At 57.9% G+C, this 23,719-nt stretch carries 18 protein-coding genes and 2 pseudogenes; 11 read left to right on the top strand and 9 right to left on the bottom strand.

Features of this window, described 5'->3' with window-relative positions:
• Positions 1-174 precede the first annotated feature (174 nt).
• The 4 genes from KW568_RS06655 to KW568_RS06640 form a co-directional block, all read right to left on the bottom strand.
• Positions 175-1,497 (bottom strand): dicarboxylate/amino acid:cation symporter, encoded by a 1,323-nt coding sequence (locus tag KW568_RS06655; RefSeq protein WP_003254811.1) that lies wholly within the window; start codon positions 1,495-1,497, stop codon positions 175-177.
• A gap of 349 nt (positions 1,498-1,846) precedes the next feature.
• Complete coding sequence (locus KW568_RS06650) at positions 1,847-3,193, bottom strand: ATP-binding protein (RefSeq protein ID WP_004576836.1); 1,347 nt, start codon at positions 3,191-3,193, stop codon at positions 1,847-1,849.
• A complete protein-coding gene (locus tag KW568_RS06645) occupies positions 3,190-3,867 on the bottom strand; it encodes a response regulator (protein ID WP_004576835.1) in 678 nt (225 codons plus the stop codon). Before KW568_RS06645 ends, KW568_RS06650 begins: the two co-directional genes overlap by 4 nt.
• Positions 3,868-4,061: 194 nt before the next feature.
• Positions 4,062-4,667, bottom strand: coding sequence for an outer membrane beta-barrel protein (locus KW568_RS06640; RefSeq protein WP_003254814.1), 606 nt, complete (start codon positions 4,665-4,667; stop codon positions 4,062-4,064).
• Between the two features lie 129 nt (positions 4,668-4,796).
• Between KW568_RS06640 and KW568_RS06635 the strand changes: the two genes are divergently transcribed.
• Both KW568_RS06635 and KW568_RS06630 read left to right on the top strand, forming a co-directional pair.
• Positions 4,797-5,588 (top strand): dienelactone hydrolase family protein, encoded by a 792-nt coding sequence (locus tag KW568_RS06635; RefSeq protein WP_004576834.1) that lies wholly within the window; start codon positions 4,797-4,799, stop codon positions 5,586-5,588.
• An 81-nt stretch (positions 5,589-5,669) separates the two neighbouring features.
• Positions 5,670-6,371, top strand: coding sequence for a 4'-phosphopantetheinyl transferase (locus tag KW568_RS06630; RefSeq protein ID WP_003254817.1), 702 nt, complete (start codon positions 5,670-5,672; stop codon positions 6,369-6,371).
• 3 nt (positions 6,372-6,374) lie between these two features.
• On the opposite strand, the gene KW568_RS06625 is transcribed toward KW568_RS06630, so the two are convergent.
• Together KW568_RS06625 and KW568_RS06620 are read right to left on the bottom strand one after the other, a co-directional pair.
• Positions 6,375-7,982: an ATP-binding protein gene (locus tag KW568_RS06625; protein ID WP_004576833.1), complete on the bottom strand. Its 1,608-nt coding sequence runs from the start codon at positions 7,980-7,982 to the stop codon at positions 6,375-6,377.
• Complete coding sequence (locus KW568_RS06620; protein WP_004576832.1) at positions 7,979-8,677, bottom strand: response regulator transcription factor; 699 nt, start codon at positions 8,675-8,677, stop codon at positions 7,979-7,981. Before KW568_RS06620 ends, KW568_RS06625 begins: the two co-directional genes overlap by 4 nt.
• Positions 8,678-9,425: 748 nt before the next feature.
• On the opposite strand from KW568_RS06620, the gene KW568_RS06615 reads away from it, so the two are divergent.
• From KW568_RS06615 to KW568_RS06605, 3 genes are all read left to right on the top strand, one after another.
• The gene (locus tag KW568_RS06615) at positions 9,426-12,305 is read left to right on the top strand and encodes a ribonucleoside-diphosphate reductase subunit alpha (protein WP_003254820.1); all 2,880 of its coding nucleotides are present in this window, start codon (positions 9,426-9,428) and stop codon (positions 12,303-12,305) included.
• 139 nt (positions 12,306-12,444) lie between these two features.
• Positions 12,445-12,576 carry a hypothetical protein gene (locus tag KW568_RS06610; protein ID WP_003254821.1) on the top strand — a complete coding sequence of 44 codons (132 nt, stop codon included), beginning with the start codon at positions 12,445-12,447 and terminating at the stop codon, positions 12,574-12,576.
• 440 nt (positions 12,577-13,016) lie between these two features.
• Positions 13,017-14,267 carry a ribonucleotide-diphosphate reductase subunit beta gene (locus tag KW568_RS06605; protein ID WP_003254823.1) on the top strand — a complete coding sequence of 417 codons (1,251 nt, stop codon included), beginning with the start codon at positions 13,017-13,019 and terminating at the stop codon, positions 14,265-14,267.
• A gap of 173 nt (positions 14,268-14,440) precedes the next feature.
• Here KW568_RS06605 and KW568_RS06600 read toward each other — a convergent pair whose 3' ends face one another.
• Positions 14,441-14,719 carry a helix-turn-helix domain-containing protein gene (locus KW568_RS06600; RefSeq protein WP_024087599.1) on the bottom strand — a complete coding sequence of 93 codons (279 nt, stop codon included), beginning with the start codon at positions 14,717-14,719 and terminating at the stop codon, positions 14,441-14,443.
• 1,317 nt (positions 14,720-16,036) lie between these two features.
• Between KW568_RS06600 and KW568_RS06595 the strand changes: the two genes are divergently transcribed.
• From KW568_RS06595 to KW568_RS06585, 3 genes are read left to right on the top strand one after another with little or no spacing between them, the layout of a single operon-like run.
• Positions 16,037-17,296 (top strand): nucleotidyltransferase, encoded by a 1,260-nt coding sequence (locus KW568_RS06595; RefSeq protein WP_024087601.1) that lies wholly within the window; start codon positions 16,037-16,039, stop codon positions 17,294-17,296.
• Positions 17,280-19,067 carry a ThiF family adenylyltransferase gene (locus tag KW568_RS06590; RefSeq protein ID WP_063427465.1) on the top strand — a complete coding sequence of 596 codons (1,788 nt, stop codon included), beginning with the start codon at positions 17,280-17,282 and terminating at the stop codon, positions 19,065-19,067. Before KW568_RS06595 ends, KW568_RS06590 begins: the two co-directional genes overlap by 17 nt.
• Positions 19,064-19,546 (top strand): Mov34/MPN/PAD-1 family protein, encoded by a 483-nt coding sequence (locus tag KW568_RS06585; protein WP_024087603.1) that lies wholly within the window; start codon positions 19,064-19,066, stop codon positions 19,544-19,546. Before KW568_RS06590 ends, KW568_RS06585 begins: the two co-directional genes overlap by 4 nt.
• On the opposite strand, the gene KW568_RS06580 is transcribed toward KW568_RS06585, so the two are convergent.
• Positions 19,547-20,098, bottom strand: coding sequence for a 3'-5' exonuclease (locus KW568_RS06580; RefSeq protein ID WP_024087604.1), 552 nt, complete (start codon positions 20,096-20,098; stop codon positions 19,547-19,549).
• A gap of 92 nt (positions 20,099-20,190) precedes the next feature.
• Positions 20,191-20,394 (bottom strand): AbrB/MazE/SpoVT family DNA-binding domain-containing protein, encoded by a 204-nt coding sequence (locus KW568_RS06575; protein ID WP_024087605.1) that lies wholly within the window; start codon positions 20,392-20,394, stop codon positions 20,191-20,193.
• 197 nt (positions 20,395-20,591) lie between these two features.
• Between KW568_RS06575 and KW568_RS06570 the strand changes: the two are divergent.
• From KW568_RS06570 to KW568_RS06560, 3 genes and pseudogenes are all read left to right on the top strand, one after another.
• Positions 20,592-21,239: pseudogene (locus KW568_RS06570) on the top strand (IS630 family transposase); the annotation flags it as partial.
• Positions 21,240-21,503: 264 nt separating this feature from the next.
• Complete coding sequence (locus KW568_RS06565) at positions 21,504-22,013, top strand: RidA family protein (protein WP_052760636.1); 510 nt, start codon at positions 21,504-21,506, stop codon at positions 22,011-22,013.
• A 333-nt stretch (positions 22,014-22,346) separates the two neighbouring features.
• Positions 22,347-23,672: pseudogene (locus tag KW568_RS06560) on the top strand (OprD family outer membrane porin).
• Positions 23,673-23,719 lie beyond the last annotated feature (47 nt).

The following is a 23,719-nucleotide window of genomic DNA, read 5'->3' as shown; positions in this document are numbered from 1 at the left end:
TGGGAGCGGCCTTGCGTCGCGAAAGGGCTGCACAGCGGCCCCAAGATTTCAGCCATCCTGCAAGGTCGCCGGGGCTGCTGCGCAGCCCTTTCGCGACGCAAGGCCGCTCCCACAAGGGACCGCGCAGACACGAAAAAGGCGACCTTGGGTCGCCTTTCTCATTTCAACCCGCTATCAACGAGCCGGGCCTTCAGCCACGCCCAGGTCGTCCGTCGGGCGGGTATCGACCAGCGGCGCACCACCGGAGGCCAGTTCCGAAGCCAGCTTGTCGTTGTCCATTTCCTTGACCCACTTGGCCACTACCACGGTGGCAACGGCGTTGCCCACCAGGTTGGTCAGGGCGCGGGCTTCGGACATGAAGCGGTCGATGCCGAGGATCAGCGCCAGGCCGGCAACCGGCAGGTGGCCAACAGCCGACAGGGTCGCGGCCAGCACGATGAAGCCCGAGCCGGTAACGCCGGCAGCCCCCTTGGAAGCCACCAGCAGCACCAGCAGCAGGGTGATCTGGTGAGTGATGTCCATGGTGGTGTCAGTGGCCTGAGCGATGAACACCGCAGCCATGGTCAGGTAGATCGAGGTACCGTCCAGGTTGAACGAGTAGCCAGTCGGGATAACCAGGCCCACTACCGATTTCTTGGCACCCAGGCGCTCCATCTTGGCCAGCATGCGTGGCAGGGCCGACTCCGAGGACGAAGTACCCAGCACGATCAGCAGTTCTTCACGGATGTAGCGGATCAGCTTGATCACGCTGAAGCCGTGGGCACGGCAGATACCGCCCAGCACCACCAGCACGAACAGCAGGCAGGTGATGTAGAAGCAGGCCATCAGGTAGCCCAGCTGCACCAGCGAGCCAACACCGTACTGGCCGATGGTGAAGGCCATGGCGCCGAAAGCGCCGATCGGGGCCAGCTTCATGATCATGTTGATGATGTTGAACATGACGTGGGCGAAGCGGTCGATCATGTCCAGTACCGGCTTGCCGTAGCTGCCCAGGCGGTGCAGGGCGAAGCCGAACAGCACCGAGAACATCAGCACTTGCAGGATGTCGCCGTTGGCGAAGGCGCCGACGACCGTATTGGGGATGACGTTAAGCAGGAAGCCGACGGTAGTCTGCTGCGCGCCGGCGGCGGCGTAGGCAGCCACGCTGCTGGCGTTCAGGGTGCTGACGTCGATGTGCATGCCAGCGCCTGGCTTGACCACGTTGACGACGACGAGGCCGATGATCAGGGCGATGGTGGAGACGATTTCGAAGTACAGCAACGCGTAGCCGCCGGTTTTGCCGACCGACTTCATGCTCTGCATGCCGGCAATGCCGCTGACCACGGTACAGAAGATGATCGGGGCGATGACCATCTTGATCAGTTTGACGAAGCCGTCACCCAGGGGTTTGAGAGCAACGCCCGTTTCCGGGTAGTAGTGGCCGAGCAGGATGCCGATGGTGATGGCGACCAACACCTGGACATACAGGGATTTGTACAGCGGCTGACGTGTCGTCATGGCTAATTTTCCTCAAGTGTGCCGGTTCACCCTTCCCAGGGTGATGGGGGCACCTGAATCGCTAACCCTCCTGCACTTGGAGGGATTTGTCGTTGTGTTCGAGCTGCCTGGGCAGGCCTCTGCGAGGATCAATAGCAAGGGTGGTGCCAAAATGCCCATGAAGGGTGCAAAGCCCGTATTTGCTAGGAATAAATGCCCAACGACAGGGCGATATTCCCGAGACGGATTGGCGGATTTCCGCCCGATGGCGGAATTTGTACAAGGAGGAATGGCGGAAATCCGCCCTTTGTGGATTGTCTGTGCCCCCATTCGCGGATTGACCTGCGAATGGGCCGGCACAGGCTAGGGATCAATCCAGGTTGAAGGTGATCCTGAACGCAGCGCCCCCCAGCGGCGAATCGCCAAGGCTCAGCTCGGCGTCATAGCTGTCGACGATATCCTTGACCACGGCCAAGCCGATGCCCTGCCCCGGGTGCTGGCTGTCCAGCCGCTCCCCACGCTCCAGAATGCGTTCACGCTGGTCGGCGGGCACGCCCGGCCCGTCGTCCTCGATGCACAAGGTCAGATACCCCGGCGCCTTCACCAGGCTCACCCGCACTTGGCCCAGGCTTAGCCGGTAGGCGTTCTCCAGCAGGTTGCCGAGCATTTCCAGCAACGCGCCCTGCTCCATCGGTACCTGCGCCGCGTCCGGCAACTCCAGCACCACGTCCACACGTTTTTCCCGGTAAACCTTGGCCAAGGTGCTGCACAGGCTGTCGAGCAACGGCCGCAGCAAGACGCTGTGGCGGACCAGGCCACTCTTGCGCAGGCTGGCGCGTTGCAGCTGGTAGTCGATCTGCTGGCTCATGCGCTCGATCTGGCTTTGCAGCACCCGCGCCTGCTCGCGCTCGCCGCTGCGCTGCTGCAAGCTTTCACCCACACCCTGCAACACCGCCAGCGGCGTCTTCAGGCTGTGGGCCAGGTCGTCCAGCGAATCACGGTAGCGCGTGCGCTGCTCACGCTCACTGCGCAAGAGACGGTTGAGCGAGCGGGTCAGGCGCAGCAACTCGCGTGGGTGCTCGCCGCTCAGACCGTCACGTGCACCTGATTCCACTTCATCCAGTTCGTGGCTGAGGCGTCGCAACGAGCGCAGCCCCCAGGTCAGGCCTGCCCACAACAACACCATGAGCGCCAGCAATGCAGCGCCGAACCCCAGGTAGAGCTTTTCGCGCAGGCCATTGAGGGTGGCCTTGTACTCGCTCACGGGCTGCAGAGCGACAATGCTGTAGGCGGCACTCTGCCCGCCCAACAGCTTGATCTCGACGTCGTACACGAAGAACTCTTCGCCATCGGACTGGTGAATGCGGTCGAACTCGTTGCCGCGCCCGTCATAGCGCGGCTGGTAGTTGATGTGCCGGTCGGCGGTGGCACGCGACTGCCAGACCAGTTTGCCGTCGCGGTCAAAGATATAGCCGAGCAGGCCTGTGTAGGGCAGGTTGTAGCGCTCGTCCGGCAGCAGTGTCGGCATCTGCAGCTGGCCATGCTCGATACGCGCAGCGGAAATCAGCGTGGTCACATCCGAGGCCAGACGCTGCTCGATCGATTCCTGCAGAGCCAGGCTGAAGGCCTTCTGCAAGGCCGGCAGCAGCGCCAGCATGAACAGCAGCGCCAACACTGCGGCGGCCAGCATCAGGCGCACCCGCAGCGAGCGGATCATCGGCAGCGCTCGGTGAACAGGTAGCCCAGGCCGCGCACCGTGTCGATGGGTTTGAAGCCGCGCTCGCCTTCAAGCTTGCGGCGCAGGCGGCCAACCAGCACTTCGATGACATTGGGGTCGCGCTCTTCGTCACCTGGGTACAACTGTTCCATCAGGCGATCCTTGGCCACCACCTGCTGGTGATGGCGCATGAGGTATTCGAGGATGCGGTATTCGTAGGCAGTCAGGGCCAAGGCGTGTTCGTCGAGGGTGGCCTGCTTGCGGTTGAGGTCAAGTACCAAGGGGCCAGCGGTGATGGTCGACTGGATGAAACCACTGGAGCGGCGTAACAGGGCATTGAGCCGTGCTTCAAGCTCCTCGAACTGGAACGGCTTGACCAGATAGTCGTCGGCACCGGCGGCCAGGCCCTCGACCTTGTCTTGCCAGTTGCCACGGGCTGTGAGGATGAGAATGGGGAAGGTCTTGTCCTGGCTGCGCAGCCGCGTGATCAGCTCCAGGCCGCTGATACCGGGCAGGCCCAGATCGATGATGGCAAGGTCGAAATGGTACTGCTCGGCCTGGTACAGCGCCTCTTCGGCATCAGCGACCGCCTCGACCACATGGCCGCTTTCGCCCAGGCGGGTGTAGAGGTGATGGCGAAGCAGGGCTTCGTCCTCGACCACCAGCAGTTTCATGTGCAGCTCCTTATGTGTATTGCCTGTACCGGCCTATTCGCGGGTATGCCTGCTCCCACAGCAATCGCACAGTCTCTGAAACGTGTGCAGCACCTGCACAAGCCAAAGGTACTGCACAGTTTCAGCGGTTTGTGCAGTACCTGTGGGAGCGGGCGTGCCCGCGAAGGCCGGTACAGGATAACGCGGCTCGTTCGTCAGAACTTGTAACTTGCTGCCAGGTAGGTCTGCGCGCTGCTGGTCAGGCGCAGGGTGCCATCCTTCGGCCCGCCATGCGCGCCCACCTCGGTCGCGGCATTGGTGCGCAGGTAACGGTAGCCCAGTTCGACCGAGGCCTTGTCGGTGATGTCCTGGATCACACCGGCCTGCAAGCCGTAGGCATAACCGTAGTCAGTGTCCCGGCTGGCGCCTGGCGAGTCCTGGGTAAGCTTGGTCACACCCAGGCTGCCACCACCGAACAGCTTGGTGGTATCGCCCACCGGCAGGAACAAGTCGTAGCTGCCAAGCAGGTTTTCCTGGCGCAACTTCAGGCCACTGTGGTCGCCAGAGACATTGTCATAGGTCATGTAGTAGCGGCCCTGGTCGTTGATCTTGCCCAGACGCACACCCCAGGTATCGTCCTTGCCGATAATACCGTCGGCATTGAGCTGATCGGTGTTGCGTTGCAGCAGGCCGGACTTGCGAACTTTGTCGCTGGTCTGGCCGTAGGTGAGGCTGGCGAAGTTGTCGTCCGCGGCCTGGGCGGTGGTAATGCCAGCGGCACAGACGGCCATGGCGGCAAGTAGGGTATTGAAGGTTTTCATGGCTGGGTACTCCAGTTGGGTGCGCTGTTTCGGTCTGGAAGCTAGAGTAATCAGGGCACCCTGAACCGCGACTGAACCCTGGCTGAACCCCGGCTGAACGAATCGATAGCAAAACAAGGAGTTGTGAACATGCGAGCCCTGCTGGCCCTGACCCTGATGTGCAGCGCCGCCCTCGCCCAAGCGGCGGTAGTGACCCGTGAAATTCCTTATCAGGACGACGATGGCAACCGCCTCGTCGGCTACTACGCCTACGATGACGCGCTGGACGGCAAACGCCCAGGCATCGTTGTGGTGCATGAATGGTGGGGCCTGAACGACTATGCCAAGCGTCGTGCGAGAGATCTTGCCGCCCTGGGTTACAAGGCACTGGCCATCGACATGTACGGCGATGGCAAGCACACCGAGCATCCGCAGGATGCCCAGGCATTCATGGCCGCAGCGATGAAGGACCCGGCCGCAGCAGCAGCGCGCTTCGACGCGGGCCTGGAGTTGTTGAAAAAGCAGCCGAATGTGAACAAGCATCAACTGGGCGCTGTCGGCTACTGTTTTGGCGGCAAGGTGGTGCTCGATGCCGCACGCCGGGGAGAAAAGCTCGATGGCGTGGTGAGCTTCCATGGCGCACTGGCCACCCAGACCCCGGCAAAACCTGGCGTGGTGCGGGCCGATATCCTGGTCGAGCATGGTGCGGCGGACAGCATGGTCACCCCACAGCAGGTGGAGGCGTTCAAGGCCGAGATGGATGCGGCCAAGGTCAACTACCAGTTCGTCAGTATTGAAGGGGCCAAGCACGGGTTCACCAACCCCGATGCCGATCGGCTGAGCCACGGTGAACATGGGGGGCCGGACATTGGCTATAACAAGGCCGCGGACGAGCGTTCCTGGGCGGATATGCAGGCGTTCTTCAAGAAGGTGTTCAAATAAAAGATTGTGCAATCGTTGTGGGAAAGGAGGCGTTACCACGCCACCTCCCTTAGCGCCTGCACAGCTGGCACAATAGCCGCCATGAACACACTTCCTGCCTGTTGCGCCCCGCTCCAGCACCACTGGCCCCTGCCCCGCCCATTGCCCGGCGCGGTGCTGGTCAGTTGCGCCTTCGACCCTGCCCACTTGGCCGCCGACGACTTCCAGCGCGCTGGCGTACTGCCCAGCGCCAGCCTGCTGCGCTCGGTGGCCAAGCGCCAGGCCGAGTACCTGGCCGGCCGCGTATGTGCCCGCGCCGCGCTCCAGCACCTGGACGGCCGCGACTACGTGCCCGGCACCCACGAAGACCGCTCGCCCATCTGGCCCGCCGGTATTCATGGCTCGATCACACACGGCAAGGGCTGGGCCGCCGCGGTGGTCGCCGGCGAAAACAGCTGCCAAGGTCTGGGCCTGGATCAGGAAGCCTTGCTGGATGACGCGCGCGCCGAGCGGCTGATGGGCGAAATCCTTACCCCGGCAGAGCTGGAGCGCCTGGACCGCCGCCAGCTTGGGCTTACGGTCACCCTGACGTTCTCGCTGAAGGAAAGCTTGTTCAAGACCCTGTACCCACTGACTCGCCAACGCTTCTACTTCGAACACGCAGAAGTGCTCGACTGGTCCGCAGAAGGGCTGGCGCGCTTGCGCCTGCTCACCGACCTGTCACCGCAGTGGCAGCAAGGCGCAGAGCTGCAAGGCCAGTTCTGCCTGCAGGACGGCCACCTGCTGAGCCTGGTCAGCGTCTGACCTTCACAGCGGTGCCTGCTGCCTTGGCCAGTTCAGGCTGAAGCAGGCACCGCCCAACGCCTCGCTGCGGCCCACCGTAGCCCGGCCCGCGTGCCAGTAGATGATCCGCCGTACGATCGACAGGCCCAGGCCATGCCCGCCCGAGGCGCGGGTGCGGCTGTCATCGAGGCGGGTGAAGGGCGTGAAAATGCGGTCCCAGAAGCCCTCGGGGATCCCTGGGCCGTCATCCTCCACATCGATGCGGCAACGTTGCTGGCCCAGCTGATAGCTCAGGCGCACTTCGCCCTCGGCATGGCGCATGGCATTGCCGACAAGGTTCTGCAGGGCCCGGTGCAAGTAGCGCGGCTCGGCCTCGACCCAGGCGCCTTCGGCATCCGCGCCCTGACAGTCGCCGCGCACCACCCGCACCTCGGCACGCAAAGGTGCCAGCTCTTCGATCACCCGATCGAGCAAGGCATCCAGATCGACCCGCTGGAACTTCAAGGCCGGTGCGCCCTGCTCCAGGCGGGCGTAGGTCAGCATCTCGTCGACCAGCTTGTCGAGGTCCTGGATATCCCCGTCCATGCCCGCCAGGTGCTTTGCCCGCACCTGTTCAGTCGTGGCGCTTTCGATCATCTCCAGGCCAAAGCGCAGGCGCGCCACCGGCGTGCGAAGCTCGTGGGACACCGCGCGCACCAGCTCGCGCTGCATGGTCAGCGAGCGCTGCAGGTGCTCGGCCATGCCATTGAAGGCAGCCGCCAGGCGCCCTACCGAGTCGGCGTCGCCGGCCGGCACGCGGGTATCCAGGCTGCCTTGGGCGATGCGCGTGGCAGCAATCTCCAGGCCGGACACACGACGTTCCAGCTGACGCACCAGCAGGTAGACCACCAGGCCGATCAGGCACAGCCCCAGGAAGGCAATCAGAATCAGCAACTGCGGCGGGTAAGGGTTGAGCTGGTACAGCGGGCCGATTTCCAGTACCCATGGCGAGCCCGTCAGCCCGGCGAACACCCGGATCGAGTCACCATCCTTGCCCAGCGCCATCACCGTGTCGCCCTCCTCCACGCGGCGCCGCTGGTCATCGTCCAGGCTGACCCGCTCGATACGTTGCAAGGCAACGCCAAAGCCGAAGCCCTTTTCCTGCTTGATCTGTGCCAGGCGCTGCTGCTGTTCGGTTACCGGGTAGCGCACCAGTTCGTCGGCCAATAGATAGAGGGTGGCCCGCGCCAACTGCTCGCTGATCTGTTTGATCTGCGCGACCAGCATCAGGTCTTCCTGGCCCACCTTGCGTAGCACTTGCGCCGCATGCGGGCCAATTTTCTCGACCACCACCAGGCCATGGTACAGGCGCGCCCGCTGGCCACCGTCAAGGCTGCGTGCGCTCATCGGTTGCAGCGCCAACGGCACGCCAAGCAGGCGTTCCCAGATCAGCAGCGAACGCTTGCGTTGGGTTTCATTCTGCATTGCCAGGTTGTCGGCCATCAGGCTGAAGGTGCCCTGGGCCAGGCCCTCGCGATGCTGGGCAGCGCGCACTTCGTTGACCAGGTGCAGGCTGAGCACGCCAAGCAGGGCCACCAGCACCAGCACGGCCAGCATGCCGCCGTAGATGCGCAGGAAGATCGAATTGTTCATGGTGCCTCGCCAACGAACAGGTAGCCTTTGCTGCGCAGGGTCTTGATCAACCGCGGCTGAAGCGGGTCGTCGCCGATCTTGGGGCGGATTTTCGAGATGCGGATATCGATGGAGCGGTCCTGGCCGTCGTAGCCCACGCCACGCAGTGCGGTGAAGATCTGTTCACGGGTCAGCACCCGGCCAGCGTTGCTGGCCAACAGCCAGAGCAGATCGAATTCGGCGCCGGTCAGTTCGATCAACTGCTCGCCCAGGTGCGCCTCGCGCAGGCGGTTGTCGATACGCAGCGCACCGAAGGCCAGGTCCTGGCGCTTGCTGTCCACGGTTTCGCTGCGGCGCAGCAGGGCCTGGATACGCGCCAGCAGCAAGCGTGGGCGCACGGGTTTGCAGACGTAGTCGTCGGCACCCAGGTCCAGGCCCTGAACCTGGTCGAGTTCATCGCTGCGCGCGGTGAGCATGAGGATCGGCCCCTGGTACTGGCTGCGCACCCGACGGCAGATGCTCAGGCCGTCCTCGCCGGGGAGCATCAGGTCGAGGATCACCAGGTCGGGCTGGCTGTCGATGATGCGCCTCGCGGCGCGGGCGCCATCGGCCTCCACCGCGACCTCGAAACCATTGGCCTGCAGGTATTCGGCGGTGAGTTCGGCGAGGCGCTGGTCGTCTTCGACGATGAGGATGCGGGGTATGGGGTGGTCCATGGCTTTGGCCTTGTTGTTCTTGGGATCGTGTCAGGGCAGTTGAGAGTATGAATGTAGATGGGGGCCCTGCGAGACCGAGCGCCCCGCGGGCGGTGCTCGATCTCCCAGGCACCCCAGATCTTCAGACACGCCCTACCGCCCCCTCGACTGAACCGTTTTTTGTGACAGGCTTCGCGCCCAAAAAAAACTGCCCAAGGGCGTCACGGTGCAGAAAAATACTGCAAACCACTTGGCACAAGGCCTACAGCGAATACCCACCATTCACTCACAAAGTACACACAACTTATCCACAGGCGCTCGCCTTGCAAAGCCCCCAATACCGCATTATCTTGTATCCCGATCGCAGCGAACCACTAGATATAGGGGTTCGTGCAAAATCACACACAAAAGTCAACCCGCAAGATCAAGCGATTTTCCGGGTGGAACTTCAGGTGATTTCAGCAGCCAAACCGCTCCTGCGGAGGCGACCGAGGCAAGCCCTTCCAGGGCCTTGTTCGGGCATGGGTGTTGCAGGCCAGCCCTGGCATCCATCAGCAACAGATTTTGGGCCCCGCCCAAAACCTTTGACTTCGGCCAGGGAGCGGCAAGCCATTGCCCCTAATTCCTGAGTCTGTCCCGAAGTCGGTACGCCCGTGCGGGCGGATGCGCATGCTTTGTGCATCCCCGCAAGGCCATCGAGCAAGTGGACGGAACGGTGGGCGCCCCATAGGGCGCCTGAACAATATAGAAATTGTGGAGACACCCACCCATGCAAACCGACACAACTCGCGAGAACCCGCAGGCCAAGGTGCCGCAGGCCGCCGATTCCAACCAGGATCTGGCTGCCACCGCCCCTGGCCAACTGCGCGTGATCAAGCGTAACGGCACTGTCGTCCCTTACACCGACGACAAGATCACCGTCGCCATCACCAAGGCGTTCCTCGCAGTTGAAGGCGGCACTGCCGCCGCTTCGTCGCGCATCCACGACACCGTCGCGCGCCTGACCGAGCAGGTTACCGCCACGTTCAAGCGTCGCATGCCATCGGGTGGCACCATCCACATCGAAGAAATCCAGGACCAGGTCGAACTGGCCCTGATGCGCGCCGGCGAGCAGAAAGTTGCCCGCGACTACGTGATCTACCGTGACCAGCGCGCCAAGGAGCGTGCCACCCGCGCCAACACCGACGCCGTGGTCGAGCCGCACCCGAGCATCCGCATCACCCTGGCTGACGGCAGCCTGGCGCCGCTCGACATGGCCCGCCTGAACACCATCATCAGCGAAGCCTGCGAAGGCCTGGCCGAAGTCGATGGCGACCTGATCCAGCGCGAAACCCTGAAGAACCTGTACGACGGCGTGGCCATCAAGGACGTCAACACCGCCCTGGTGATGACCGCCCGTACCCTGGTGGAGCGCGAGCCGAACTACTCGTTCGTTACCGCCCGCCTGCTGATGGACACCCTGCGCGCCGAAGGCCTGGGCTTCCTGAATGTAGCCGACAGCGCCACCCACCACGAAATGGCTGACCTGTACGCCAAGGCCCTGCCGGCCTACGTCGCCAAAGGTATCGAGTTCGAGCTGCTGAACCCGGCCCTGGCCGACTTCGACCTGGAAAAACTGGGCAAGGCGATCAACCACGAGCGCGACCAGCAGTTCACCTACCTGGGCCTGCAGACCCTGTACGACCGCTACTTCATCCACAAGGATGGCGTGCGCTTCGAGCTGCCGCAGGTGTTCTTCATGCGTGTGGCCATGGGCCTGGCGCTGGAAGAGAAAGACAAGGAAGCCCGTGCGATCGAGTTCTACAACCTGTTGTCGTCGTTCGACTACATGGCCTCGACCCCGACCCTGTTCAACGCCGGTACCCTGCGCCCGCAGCTGTCCAGCTGCTACCTGACCACCGTGCCAGACGACCTGTCGGGCATCTACCACGCGATCCACGACAACGCCATGCTGTCGAAATTCGCTGGCGGCCTGGGCAACGACTGGACCCCGGTCCGTGCACTGGGCTCGTACATCAAGGGCACCAACGGTAAATCCCAGGGCGTCGTCCCGTTCCTGAAAGTGGTCAACGACACCGCCGTTGCCGTGAACCAGGGTGGCAAGCGCAAAGGCGCTGTATGTGCCTACCTGGAAACCTGGCACCTGGACATCGAAGAATTCATCGAGCTGCGCAAGAACACCGGTGATGACCGCCGTCGTACCCACGACATGAACACCGCCAACTGGATTCCTGACCTGTTCATGAAGCGTGTCTTCGATGACGGCAAGTGGACCCTGTTCTCGCCTTCGGAAGTGCCAGACCTGCACGACCTGACCGGCAAGGCCTTCGAAGAGCGCTACGAGTACTACGAAGCCCTGACCGAGTACAACAAGATCAAGGTGTTCAAGACCATCCAGGCCAAAGACCTGTGGCGCAAGATGCTGTCGATGCTGTTCGAGACCGGCCACCCATGGCTGACCTTCAAGGACCCGTGCAACCTGCGTTCGCCGCAGCAGCACGTGGGCGTGGTCCACAGCTCGAACCTGTGCACCGAGATCACCCTGAACACCAACAAGGACGAGATCGCAGTCTGCAACCTGGGCTCGATCAACCTGCCAAACCACATCGTCGATGGCAAGCTGGACACCACCAAGCTGCAACGCACCGTGAACACCGCTGTGCGCATGCTCGACAACGTGATCGACATCAACTACTACTCGGTGCCGCAAGCGCGTAACTCGAACTTCAAGCACCGTCCGGTCGGCCTGGGCATCATGGGCTTCCAGGATGCGCTGTACCTGCAGCACATTCCTTACGGCTCCGATGCTGCCGTCGAGTTTGCCGACAAGTCGATGGAAGCGGTCAGCTACTACGCCATCCAGGCTTCGTGCGACCTGGCCGATGAACGCGGCGCCTACGAGACCTTCCAGGGTTCGCTGTGGTCCAAGGGCATCCTGCCGCTGGATTCGCAACAGATCCTGATCGAGGCCCGTGGGCAGAAGTACATCGACGTCAACCTGGAAGAAACCCTGGACTGGGCGCCGGTACGTGCCCGCGTGCAGAAAGGTATTCGTAACTCGAACATCATGGCCATCGCGCCAACCGCGACCATCGCCAACATCACTGGCGTGTCGCAGTCGATCGAGCCTACCTACCAGAACCTGTACGTGAAATCGAACCTGTCGGGCGAATTCACCGTGATCAACCCGTACCTGGTTCGCGACCTCAAGGCCCGCGACCTGTGGGACTCGGTCATGATCAACGACCTGAAGTACTACGACGGTTCGGTACAGCAGATCGAGCGTATCCCGCAAGAGCTGAAAGACCTGTACGCCACTGCGTTCGAAGTCGAGACCAAGTGGATTGTCGACGCTGCTTCCCGTCGCCAGAAGTGGATCGACCAGGCGCAGTCGCTGAACCTGTACATTGCGGGTGCATCGGGCAAGAAGCTGGACGTGACCTACCGCATGGCCTGGTACCGTGGCCTGAAAACCACCTACTACCTCCGTGCCCTGGCCGCCACCAGCACCGAGAAGTCGACCATCAACACCGGCAAGCTCAACGCCGTTTCCAGCGGTGGCGACAGCGCCCCGGTCCAGGCAGCCGGCCCAGCGCCAGTGCCGAAGGCCTGCGCGATCGACGAGCCTGACTGCGAAGCCTGCCAGTAAGGCCTGAATGCCGTGCGGGGTGCCTACGGGTGCCCCGCGCGGCATTTTTGTATCCGCGCCTCAGAGAAACCTTGCCCTTTGCCCACTGTTCACGCAGCTCGGTAAAAGAACAGGACCTCTCAAAAAAGGATGTACGCCCATGGCGCGGAAAAAACTGGCATCTCGCAAGATTGGTCGCAACGCAGAAACCGGCCGTTTCACCTCAGTGGAACAGGCACGCAAGCACCCCAAGACACACATTGTCGAAACGCTGTATACCCACCGTAGCTAGTGGTAGCTGGCCTCATCGCCGGCCAGCCCGCGGCGAGGCCGGCTTTGCAACACAGCCCTCAAGAAACACCATATGATGTGCCTTGAAATTTAAACTGGCACAACATATAGGTTGGCGCTACACTCTCCCCCCGTAGAAGAAGCCACCTTTTTCGTGAACGGACGCACGCCAAACCGGTCGAAAAAGTTACCCTCGCCGGCGACACACGCGCCCCGATCGAAGGTGAATTCCGGTATACTCTGCGCCCTCTGAAAAGAGCACCTATTCAATTGTCCTGGCCCCTCCCAGAGGCCTGGCCAGGTACAAGCCAGAACACATTCAGATGTAAACGAGAGTCAGCCTCTCGAGCTGTCCATTCGCCGTTACGGCCTTGCGTCAGGCATCACATTCTTAAAATCCAACCGGTTGCCCCAGGGCGACCCTCAAGCAGGAGCCAAACCATGCTGAGCTGGGACGAATTCGACAAAGAAGACGGCGAAGTAGCCGCCAAAGGCAACACCCCTGCGCAGGCCGCTGCCGCCGCCACCCTCGACAAGCTCGACAGCGCCGGTGGTGCCGCCGCCCTGGAGGCCCGTGCGGCCACCGCTTCTGACTCCGAAGCCGTCAAACGTGCCAAGGCTGCCCTCGACGCCCTCGACGTTGCCGAAGGCCTGGCCGAGCTGGAAGGCTCCTCGGCCCGCGTTGCAGTCGATGAAAAGCGCATGATCAACTGCCGCGCCGACCTCAACCAGCTGGTACCGTTCAAGTACGACTGGGCCTGGCAGAAGTACCTGGACGGCTGCGCCAACCACTGGATGCCGCAAGAGGTCAACATGACCGCCGACATCGCCCTGTGGAAGAGCCAGGACGGCCTGACCGAAGACGAGCGCCGCATCGTCATGCGCAACCTCGGCTTCTTCTCCACCGCCGACTCGCTGGTTGCGAACAACCTGGCCCTGGCCGTGTACCGCCTGATCACCAACCCGGAGTGCCGCCAGTACATCCTGCGCCAGGCCTTCGAAGAAGCGATCCACACCCACGCCTACCAGTACTGCATCGAGTCGCTGGGCATGGATGAAGGCGAGATCTTCAACATGTACCACGAGATCCCGTCGGTCGCTAAAAAAGCCGCCTGGGGCCTGAAGTACACCCGCGCCATCTCCGACCCGGAATTCAACACCGGCACCGTCGAAACCGACAAAGAGCTGCTGCGCAACCTGATCGCCTACTACTGCGTCCTGGAAGGCATCTTCTTCTACTGCGGCTTCACCCAGATCCTGTCCATGGGCCGCCGCAACAAGATGACTGGCGTTGCCGAGCAGTTCCAGTACATCCTGCGTGACGAGTCGATGCACCTGAACTTCGGCATCGACGTGATCAACCAGATCAAGATCGAGAACCCGCACCTGTGGGATGCGGCGATGAAGGAAGAAGCGACCCAGATGATCCTGCAAGGGACCCAGCTGGAGATCGAATACGCCCGTGACACCATGCCACGCGGTGTACTGGGCATGAACGCGGCGATGATGGAGGACTACCTCAAGTTTATCGCCAACCGTCGCCTGACCCAGATCGGCCTGAAGGAAGAGTATCCAGGGACTACCAACCCGTTCCCATGGATGAGCGAGATCATGGACTTGAAGAAAGAGAAGAACTTCTTTGAGACGCGTGTGATTGAGTATCAGACTGGTGGGGCGTTGAGCTGGGACTGATCGTCCGGGCCTTATTTTTCAGCGAGAACCGAACAAATTTCAGATTTTCCGAATTCTCGCACCAAATAAGCGCATGAAATGAAAAAAGCCACCTGAGCCGCAAGGGCCAAGGTGGCTTTTTCATATAACGCTTCAGCTTTCCGTAATAGGTACTGTCGCAGCCCGAAAAACGGCTAACCCCCTACCCGCTTCAGCGCTCTGATTTCATCGCGGATTTTTGCCAGAAGCGCGTCGACATCGCCCTCCTGACCCACCTGCATCAAGACAATCAGGGTCGCAGGATTCACTCCTAGTCGCTCGGCAAATTCTTCCATTTTTTCGATCGTTGGGCTGCGAATGCCACGCTCAACTGTGGAAATGAAAGATTGACTCGCCCCCAGCTGCTCTTGTGCGATCTCCTTTTGTACCCGCACCTCCTTAAGCGCGGAGCCAAAAGCCAACTTGCGTTCCATCTGGTTACCCACAAAAGGAACGATAAAGCCCTGACGCGGACTCAAACGCTATGCTGCATACAGCATATATGAGAAAATTCGTTGTACTCCCAATTAATCAGTACGACCCCACTCCGTCTCCGTTTTGATCGAGGTTTCAAGCCGTGTTTGTTTCAGATCCCCAGGAAGAGGTCATCACTCTCATAGGCAAGGTCGACCCCAGCCACAAGAGTTGGCCTAGAGTTGATACCAGCGAAACATTCTTCCAGGTTCACACGAAGCAGCAAGGGGACCCCAAGCTCACCTTCGGCGTAATATTGCTGGCGACACCGCGCGCATTTCTAGATTTTCTGGAATGCTGTCAACGGGATGAGCAAATACGAATTGTACAAATTATTATATCCACCCCCCCTCACGCTAACCGGTCCAGGAGCTGGCGCACAGAGGCACTCATTAAACTTGAGATGGGCTTCGATGACAATGAAGTGCCAAACTCGATCATCTACCACACGATTGACGAAACCTACTATGAGGATCGTGTGTACGGAAAGCGTAAAGACCAAGGTCAGCCAGTTTTAAAGACAGTATACAAAGCGCGCTCAAGACGCTCGCCCGCAGGAAAAGCGAACAAACAGTAGTCATCTAGTCAGCGAAAGCCGGTGCCCACTGCTGTAACCTACAGCGCTTGAAATCACCTACAGAGCTCACGTTCTTTTACGCTCGAGTACGGGCCACGCCCTTCCACTTGGCTGTTGAGTTTTTTCAAAATAATAAACTCCTCAACAGCATTATGCAGATCAACCAGGCAGTACGAGTGCGACATATTAAGTCGCACTCCCTCCCATCAAGCCTGTTAAAAGTTACGATGTGAAAACACTATGTTTTGCATCAAAACAACAACCAGATGAAACGATTCATCAAAACTTATCTTCTTTGACTTCCAAATGAATCCGTGATCAAATCTGGTCTAGATAGAATATCCACACCACCTCTTTAGTGAGTTGCAGTGATGGTTAAAAATCCAGCAAATCGATGTCAAAAAAACGCCGCCAATTTGGCAACAAACCAACCGCACAAGCTCTAGTCTTGGACATCTTTAGCCACGCACTTTTTATGAGCACCTTAGGGATCTCATCCTACGGTCGCGCACATTATTTATAAGCTCGTAATTTACACCCTGCAACGTTACAACCTTCATTGCCGGCACATCTAACGATTTTGGTTCTGGCATCGCCGGAGCAGCAGCAAGCATATGCGTTATACGCGCGTAAGAATGGAGCTATAGAAATCATTCCGACACATTATGACCTTGGGCAACACTTCTGACGAGACTCGACCATGATTAAGCAAGACGAATTGACTAGGCGACGCAGCTGGGAGCACCTGTTGCTGCGCGCTGCAAGCAGCATCTCTTTGACTGCGAGCCAATATGAGTTGATTGAGGACCGATATTCGCAGCTGGAGAAAATCCTCTCGGCCTCTACAGATCCATTGCTCGCTGGGGCGCATATTTTCCCACAGGGCTCCATGCGTCTCAGGACTACGATCAATCCGGTCAAAGATGCCCCCAAAGATCTCGGCACGATCGATGCTGACGCGATCGTCTGGCTCCCCAATGCCGGTAATGCAGATGCAGATACGGTTCTAGCTGCAATCGAACAACGATTCCGCGAAGGCAGCCGAGTGCAGTCGGATATAGTTAAGTTGCGCCGGGGCATCCGCATCGAGTATGCGGACGAAAACCCAGGATTCCACATCGATGTCACCCCCGCGCGCGCGGTGCAAGGCAATGGGGAAAGCGACGGACAAGGGAAGCTTGAGGTACCTGACCGAGAAACTGGCTGGAAGGCGAGTAGCCCAATCCCATACGCGGATTGGCTACATAGCGCATCAGAACAAAAAATCTCGCTCGAGCTCTACAAGAGCCTTGCAATAAATGAAAGTCGCGGCGCGGTGATGGACTCGGCTACGCAAGAGCCCCTCCCCTCATACCAAGACTACGACAAGCTTGATCCTTTGCGAGCCACTATCAAATTGCTCAAGCGACACCGCGATGAATGGGCAATCGAAACGCGAAATGAGAATTACCGGCCAATTTCGGCTGTGATCACCACCTTGGCAACTCATGCCTACCTCAAGGTGGTAAAGGAGTCACATCACACTCCACTGACCCCGATCGATGCGATCCTCAAGATCGTGGAAAAAATACCGGAGGAGATCAGAGTTTTCGCAGGACAGTACTATGTGCTGAATCCACGTGACGCCGGTGAAAATTTCGCGGAAAAATGGAATAGACCTGAAGAAGGTCACAAGTATTGCCAAGCTTTTGACAACTGGCATGCGAGTGCATTGGTTGCTTTTACACTAGGTCTGCAGCCCCACGACAGCGCTGGTTCGTTTGCCCAAGTGATGAAGCGAAGCTTCGGGATCGGGGAGAGCCTAATCACGGAGAGCAACAACGAGATACCTGGCAATTGGACGATGGCCGGCCGAAAAGCTGGCACCACCAGAAACATCTTGGCTGCGACTGCAATCTTTGGCAGCTCAAGCCACGCCACTCCACAAACGAATGTGAAGCCAGTTGAACGCCTCGGTTAAGCCCAACCTGTCCCCTGCCGTGGAGCGTGGCATCGCCGCGCTTCGCGCATTTATAGGCGAAGAAGTTGCGACTTCGCTCCTTCGATCAACAGACCAAAAACGAGGTGAAGCCGCCAGCTTTCTGCTGCCGCTCCCACCCGACTACACCGGAGTAGAGAGGCAGCTGCGCATCGCGTTTCCGAACCACTTTCCCTTGACCTCGCTAAGGGTTCAAGTCGAGCCATCCCCCTGGCTCGCATGGCCGCATGCCACGAAGTCTGGACTCTGCCTGCACGGATTCCGCGAACGACCAATTACGGGAGATCCGGAAACAGTAGTGCAGGACTGCCTCGTACGACTAGGGGCAATTCTTGAATTTGTTCGAATGGACGCGGATCCCTCACTACGGGAGGGCGAATTCCAGAACGAAATTACCTCATATTGGAACATGCAGCTTGGTCGCTCTCCTCAAGATATCTTGTTGCTGGAGCGTCCCAAGGCGGCTTCACAACTGTTTGCAACTGGCGACCCGCGCCCTGCCCGACGCACCCGCACTGCGTGGCTTGCGCCAAGCGTAGAATCACTCAGGACGCATATCAACCGTACGCTTGGACTAAGCGCAAAAATCTCATCACCGGCTGTCGCTGGCTTCTATCTGAAATTGCTGAGCTACCCCGATATCCAAATCCCTGCACCAGATCGTTTATTCGAATGGTTGACACCGCACCTTTGCCAGGAGGACGAGAAGAAATTTCTTGCCTGGTTTTCCGGAAAAGGCTCACTGGCCAATCGGTGGCTTGTACTCGAACTACCCGGCCCTACTGGAGCACCACTATTCTGCCTAGATGTCCGCTCCTACAGCAAACAAGCAGACCATGGTCGCTGGTATGGCTTTCGTTCCGCTCGGCGATGGTCAGGTAAGAACCAGCCATCCCACTCACCGGTATTAGTAAGGAGCGCCACCCTCAATGTGTTAGATCGGAGCGAGATCCTCTCACGCGATCTCAGTGATACTGCGAAGAGCCTGGAAAAGTCCAGGGTCGTGATGGTCGGCGTTGGCTCGCTGGGAAGTACTGTTGCGTTACAACTCGCCCGCTCGGGGGTTGGAGAGCTCATCCTCATTGACCCTGACATCCTAGAGTCTGCAAATCTAGGGCGCCACGTATTGGGTACCGACGATCTCGCTCAGTCAAAAGCAGCTGCTCTCGCCAAGAAAATTACGCATGATCTACCTACCGTCAAGGTTACGGCCTTCATGGATTTCGCCGAGCTCATGCTGCTCGAGATACCGGAAACTTTCAAAAATGCAGACATGGTGATTGTCACCACTGCAGATTGGTCATCGGAAGCAGCCCTCTGGTTGCGCAAAGCGCTAGGTGCAGGCTGGAATCTCCTGCAAGCGTGGAGTGAACCGCACTCGTTTGTAGGGCATGCGCTCTTAGCACCCAAAGGGGGGCATGATGGACGCCCTTTGTTCGATGACACTGGGAATTTCGACTTCAAATACAGCGAATGGCCGAACGGTGGCGGAGTAGTTCCACTGCCGGCGTGTGGCCAGACATTCATCCCTGGAGGCGCCTCAGGGATGGCGAACGTGGCGTCCATGGTTACGCAACTAGCATTGAGGGGGCTGACTGGGCAGATAGACATACCTGTGTGGAGCACAAGTATCTATCGGCCTCAGGACATTGCTAAACATGACGGCATTTACAGCGGGCCAGCTTTAGCAGATGGCGTCCAACACATCGTGCTGGAGCGCGAGTGGCCGAATGTAGGGAGTGGTAAGCAGTGAGTGCCATCGCGTGGACATGGCAATGGGCTGGCATCGATGTTCGCTTGTCTGTTTCGCAAGCTGTTGCCGATGTGCTGGATCAGTACAGGCAACGGACGTGGAAAACTGAACGCGGTGGTCAACTGTTTGTCGACCTCGCCAACCCCGATGGTTTGATCATGAGCCTCGCCACACCACCACATGCAAGAGACCGCGCTGGATGGACTTGGCTGGAACTCGACGCTGACCGCTGTCGGAAGGAAATCGAATCGGCCAACGCACGAGGGCTCAGGCTAGTGGGGTATTGGCATACTCACCCACAAACCGTACCGGCTATTTCACCCACAGACATAGCAAGCTTCTCTCGTTTCGCAGCACGCTATAGGCAGGAACTCCCCCACCCGATCGCCGTGATCGTAGGCCTATCCCCAAACCCCGACGGCATTAAGGCGTGGTTGTTCCGCGATGGTAAGTGCGTGGAGGCCGCCTTCGCCAACTGATCAGACCAGCGCAGCCCTGCGCTGCAGCATCAATTGGAAAAGCTCTGCCTGGTAGCGTGCATCGTCCAGCGCGTTATGTGTGGCAGATGACTGCGGCAGTAAACTTTCACTCATGTGTGATGACTTGGTTTGCTTCCAATCGAGATTGAAAGCCCCCATGTAATACGCCTTTATATCGAGAGCCGCAAACCCGAAGGGGTTTTCACCCATATACTTATGAAAGTAATAGTTCACGAACGACCAATCAAAAGGTGCATTCAGACCGACAAATACGATTCTTTGGCCGGGCGAGCTGACATTTTCCAGCCACTCCGCAAGGCTCTGCATCGCTTGTAAGGGGACAACCCCTGTAACTGCCAGTTCCTGCAGATCGAATCCCGTTACAGCTACCGCTTCAGGATCATGTTTGGGGCTGTCTGGCTTTAGCTCCAGGTAGATAGCTTGTTTGGGCTGCCCGACAACACATGCCCCAAGTGAGAGCATGCTGTACTCTCCAGGGATCGGCCCTGAAGCTTCGATGTCTACAGAAATATAAAGTTCTTCATTGCTCATTCCTTACCTCCTGGATAAACAACTAACAATCTGCTTTGTCGAATCCACTAGCCTATCAGGAGCACCCGACCACGCCGGAATATGTAAAGTACTTAAGAACCAAACAGCTCGTCCACCCGATCAGGAATTTTCGGCGTTGTGGAGAGGACCAAACAGCGACTTGTTCCGGCGAACTCTTCAATCAGATAGAGGGAGTCCCCGACGTCAACGCCAAGCTCTTGCAAGGCTTGGTCGGGTATGCGGATTGCTCCGTCTCCGTCCCAATCCTCAATGGTTATTCTGAATCTGGTATTCATCGTCGCTCCAAGCTCCGCCACGCCTAAAATCCTACAACACCCTTCCAGCTCAACCCCTGACTCTGTCAGTGCAGCGCTCATTGGCATACCTTGAGGGGTACAGAGGCCGCCCATCTGGCCCATTTCTATGGGAAACAGAATCAGTGAGGCCCATCGCGTCGACCTGGGACAGCAACTGCATAGCTTAGCACACCGAACTGAGCCGGCGTGTCCGTTCGGCCACCATCAGCCAGCGCGACGGTCGTCGGGCACGAGTGATTCTGTTGGCGGCCCAAGGTTGCACGCGGGTAGAAATTGCCCGGCTGACCGGGTTCTCGCTTCCTGTCGTCACGTGTTGGTGTCGACGTTTTCAGGATCAGCGGCTAGACGGTTTGATCGATAAGCCAGGTCGCGGTCGTAAACCCTTCCTGCCCCTTGACACTGTACAACGCGTGCTTGAGCAAGTCACACAACCCCGGATCCGTGAACGTCGCTGGAGCCGCCGAAGCATGGCCCGGGCGGCTGGAATTTCAGCCACCAGTGTGGACAAGATCTGGGCTGCCAACGATTTGGAGCCGCACCTAACCCGCACCTTCAAACGGCCCAATGACCCGCATTTCGAAGAGAAGTTTTGGGACGTCATCGGCCTCTACCTGGATCCGCCGGACAAAGCGCTGGTGCTCTGTTGCGATGAAAATAGCCAAGTTCAAGCACTTGAGCGGACCCAACCGGGGTTTGCCCTGACGATCGGTCACATCCGTACGTAGTCACACAATTATGCGCGCCACGGCACCGTCACCTTGTTCACGGCTCTGGACTATCTTCAAGGACGCTTGATCAGTTGCATCGAGCGAGAACACCGGCATTTCCAACGGGAGGATTGCTCTGCAGCATTGAGTCATCGCACATGCAACCAGTAAAAAGAAATATAAATTTAACTCGCCCCGAGAGCACGCGCAAACCTCTTTCCAACCCAGGTTTTGCAATTTCCTCAAGAAGGCACCTTAAAATTCAGAATCCCGGCGATGGCTGGCCCCGTGGCGCAAAATGTATAAGCATATGGCGGCTCATGTCTAACACCTGAAGCACAAGCTAGAGTAGCTTAATAAAAAACAAAAAGGAGCACATGTATGACCACTCAAACAACACCTACCCCGCATCCATCTCATTTCAACAAGTTCAGAACGCGTAAAATTCTATTACTAGCTCTATTGCCATTCTTATCCACGCAATTGTTTGCAATGGAGCCCAAAGCAGCGTTTCATTTGAATGCTGAATTTGAGAAGCAGTACAGCTTTTCAATTGCAGTCAAAGCTGGGGATTTTCTACGCATTGGAGGCGTCACCTCCGTTGACAAGGACGGAAAAGAGGTCTATGCCGGCGATGCTACAAAGCAGATGCAGCTAATTTACGAGCGAATGGCAGCTATCCTAAAAGCCCATGGCGCGGACTTTAGCAATGTTGTAAGCGAAACTATTTACTATAAAACAGACAATGACATTTACTTTAAGGCCCTAGAGACCAGAGCAGCCGTTTATAAAGGATTGGTAGCGCCAAGTGCGTCCGGCGTGAGAGTAGTTGACTTTGCCAGCGATAGTGCGCTCATTGAAATAACGGCAGTGGCGTACCTGGGGAAGTGACCGCTTAATTCGGCCTGACACTAATAACCAGGAACACTCATTATCCTCATCAAAAAATAATACATAAGGACGCGACTAAATCCAGCAATAGTCGCCAGCGCAATATCGCCTAGCAAGTAAAACAAGCCAAAAAAATTAAGATAGGATAACAGCTCCAAAAGTATAATGATTTTATACCCAACTGGAAGCTAACATGCTATGAAATCCGATCATGCTGGCTGCACCATGCAAATTATCCAACCAGAATAACAACCAACTCTTTATTTAAATAAATATAACCAGCAAGCGAATTTTACGCTACACCCAACTAAACTCTCCTCTCGAGATCAGCTAATGAATAACAAAATCTACCATAAAGGTTTAGCTGCAGGGGCCGTACTAGTACTAATGCCTACAGGCATTTGTTATGCAAACTCCCAATCGGAGTCTGCTGGATTTTTAGAAGACAGTCATCTCAACCTCCTTTCCCGCAATCACTATTGGCATCAGACTGGCGATTTGGGTACACAGCGTGATTGGACACAGGGTGAAATGCTTGATTTCAACTCTGGATTTACCCAGGGTGTGGTGGGCTTCGGCATCGATGCTTTCGCCTATGGAGCCATAAAGCTCGACGGAAGCGGCAAACGGACAGGCTCTGTGACGCTCCCTGTTCGCGACAACGGTCAGCCGGCGGATAGCTATAGTAAAGCGGGGGGCAGCATCAAGGTTCAACTGTCCAATACCACACTAAGATACGGTGACTTACAACCAAAAGTTCCTGTGTTCGCTACCGGCAGCTCTAAGTTACTGAACCAGACCGCAACTGGCTGGATGCTCGATAGCGGAGAGCTAAAGGATATCGTCCTATCCGCTGGACTTTTCACCTCAGGTACAAGTTACCTTTCTACCAATCGAAGCGGCGATCTCGGACTGGCTTTCGCAAGGGTCAGCACCCCACAGGTGGGATATATTGGTGGTACGTACGCGCTCAGTGATCAGACATCTATATCGTTTTATGGCTCTCGGTAGGAGAACCTCATGGATCAGTATTATACCAATATCAACCAAGCTATCGCATTATCCGAATCACAATCATTAACGCTTGACTTTAACTTATACCGCAGCCTCAACTCGGGAGAAGCAAAGGCAGGTGATATTAATGTCACAGCAGCGTCAATTTCAGCAGCACTTGCAACGGGTCCTCACACATTCGCACTGGCGTTTCAGCGCAATGATGGTGACCAGCCCCACGATTACGCAGCGATAGGAAGCGTCAGTCCCGGAGTGGCAGCAGGTGTTTTTAGCGACGGTCTATACCTAGCAAACGCCGCTGAATTATCAGACTTTAATGCACCAAATGAGCAGTCAGTTCAGCTTCGCTATGAGCTGGACATGCAATCGTTTGGAGTACCGGGTTTGACTTTGACAGCCAAGCATATTCGTGGGACGGACATCGACGGCAGTAAAGTTAACGCAGACTCAGCTTATTTTGGACTTTATGGGAAGTCTGAAGAAGAGCGGGAGACCGATTTGATTGCTCAGTATATCATCCCGAGCGGTCCGGCTAAGGCATTGACGACTAAATTAATACAATCTTGGCACTCAGGCGACATCAGTACAGGCGGTAGGATCATTCGAACTCGACTGATTATCTCCTACCCATTTGAATTTTTTTGAATTTAAAGTATCTCAAGGTAGAGCCTTATAGTTTATATGGTATCAAA

The sequence above is a fragment of the Pseudomonas sp. HD6515 genome (assembly GCF_024971855.1).
Classification (GTDB): Bacteria; Pseudomonadota; Gammaproteobacteria; order Pseudomonadales; family Pseudomonadaceae; genus Aquipseudomonas; species Aquipseudomonas alloputida.
The sequence above is the reverse complement of the archived record's forward strand: the minus strand, read 5'-3'. Positions and strand labels throughout refer to the sequence as shown.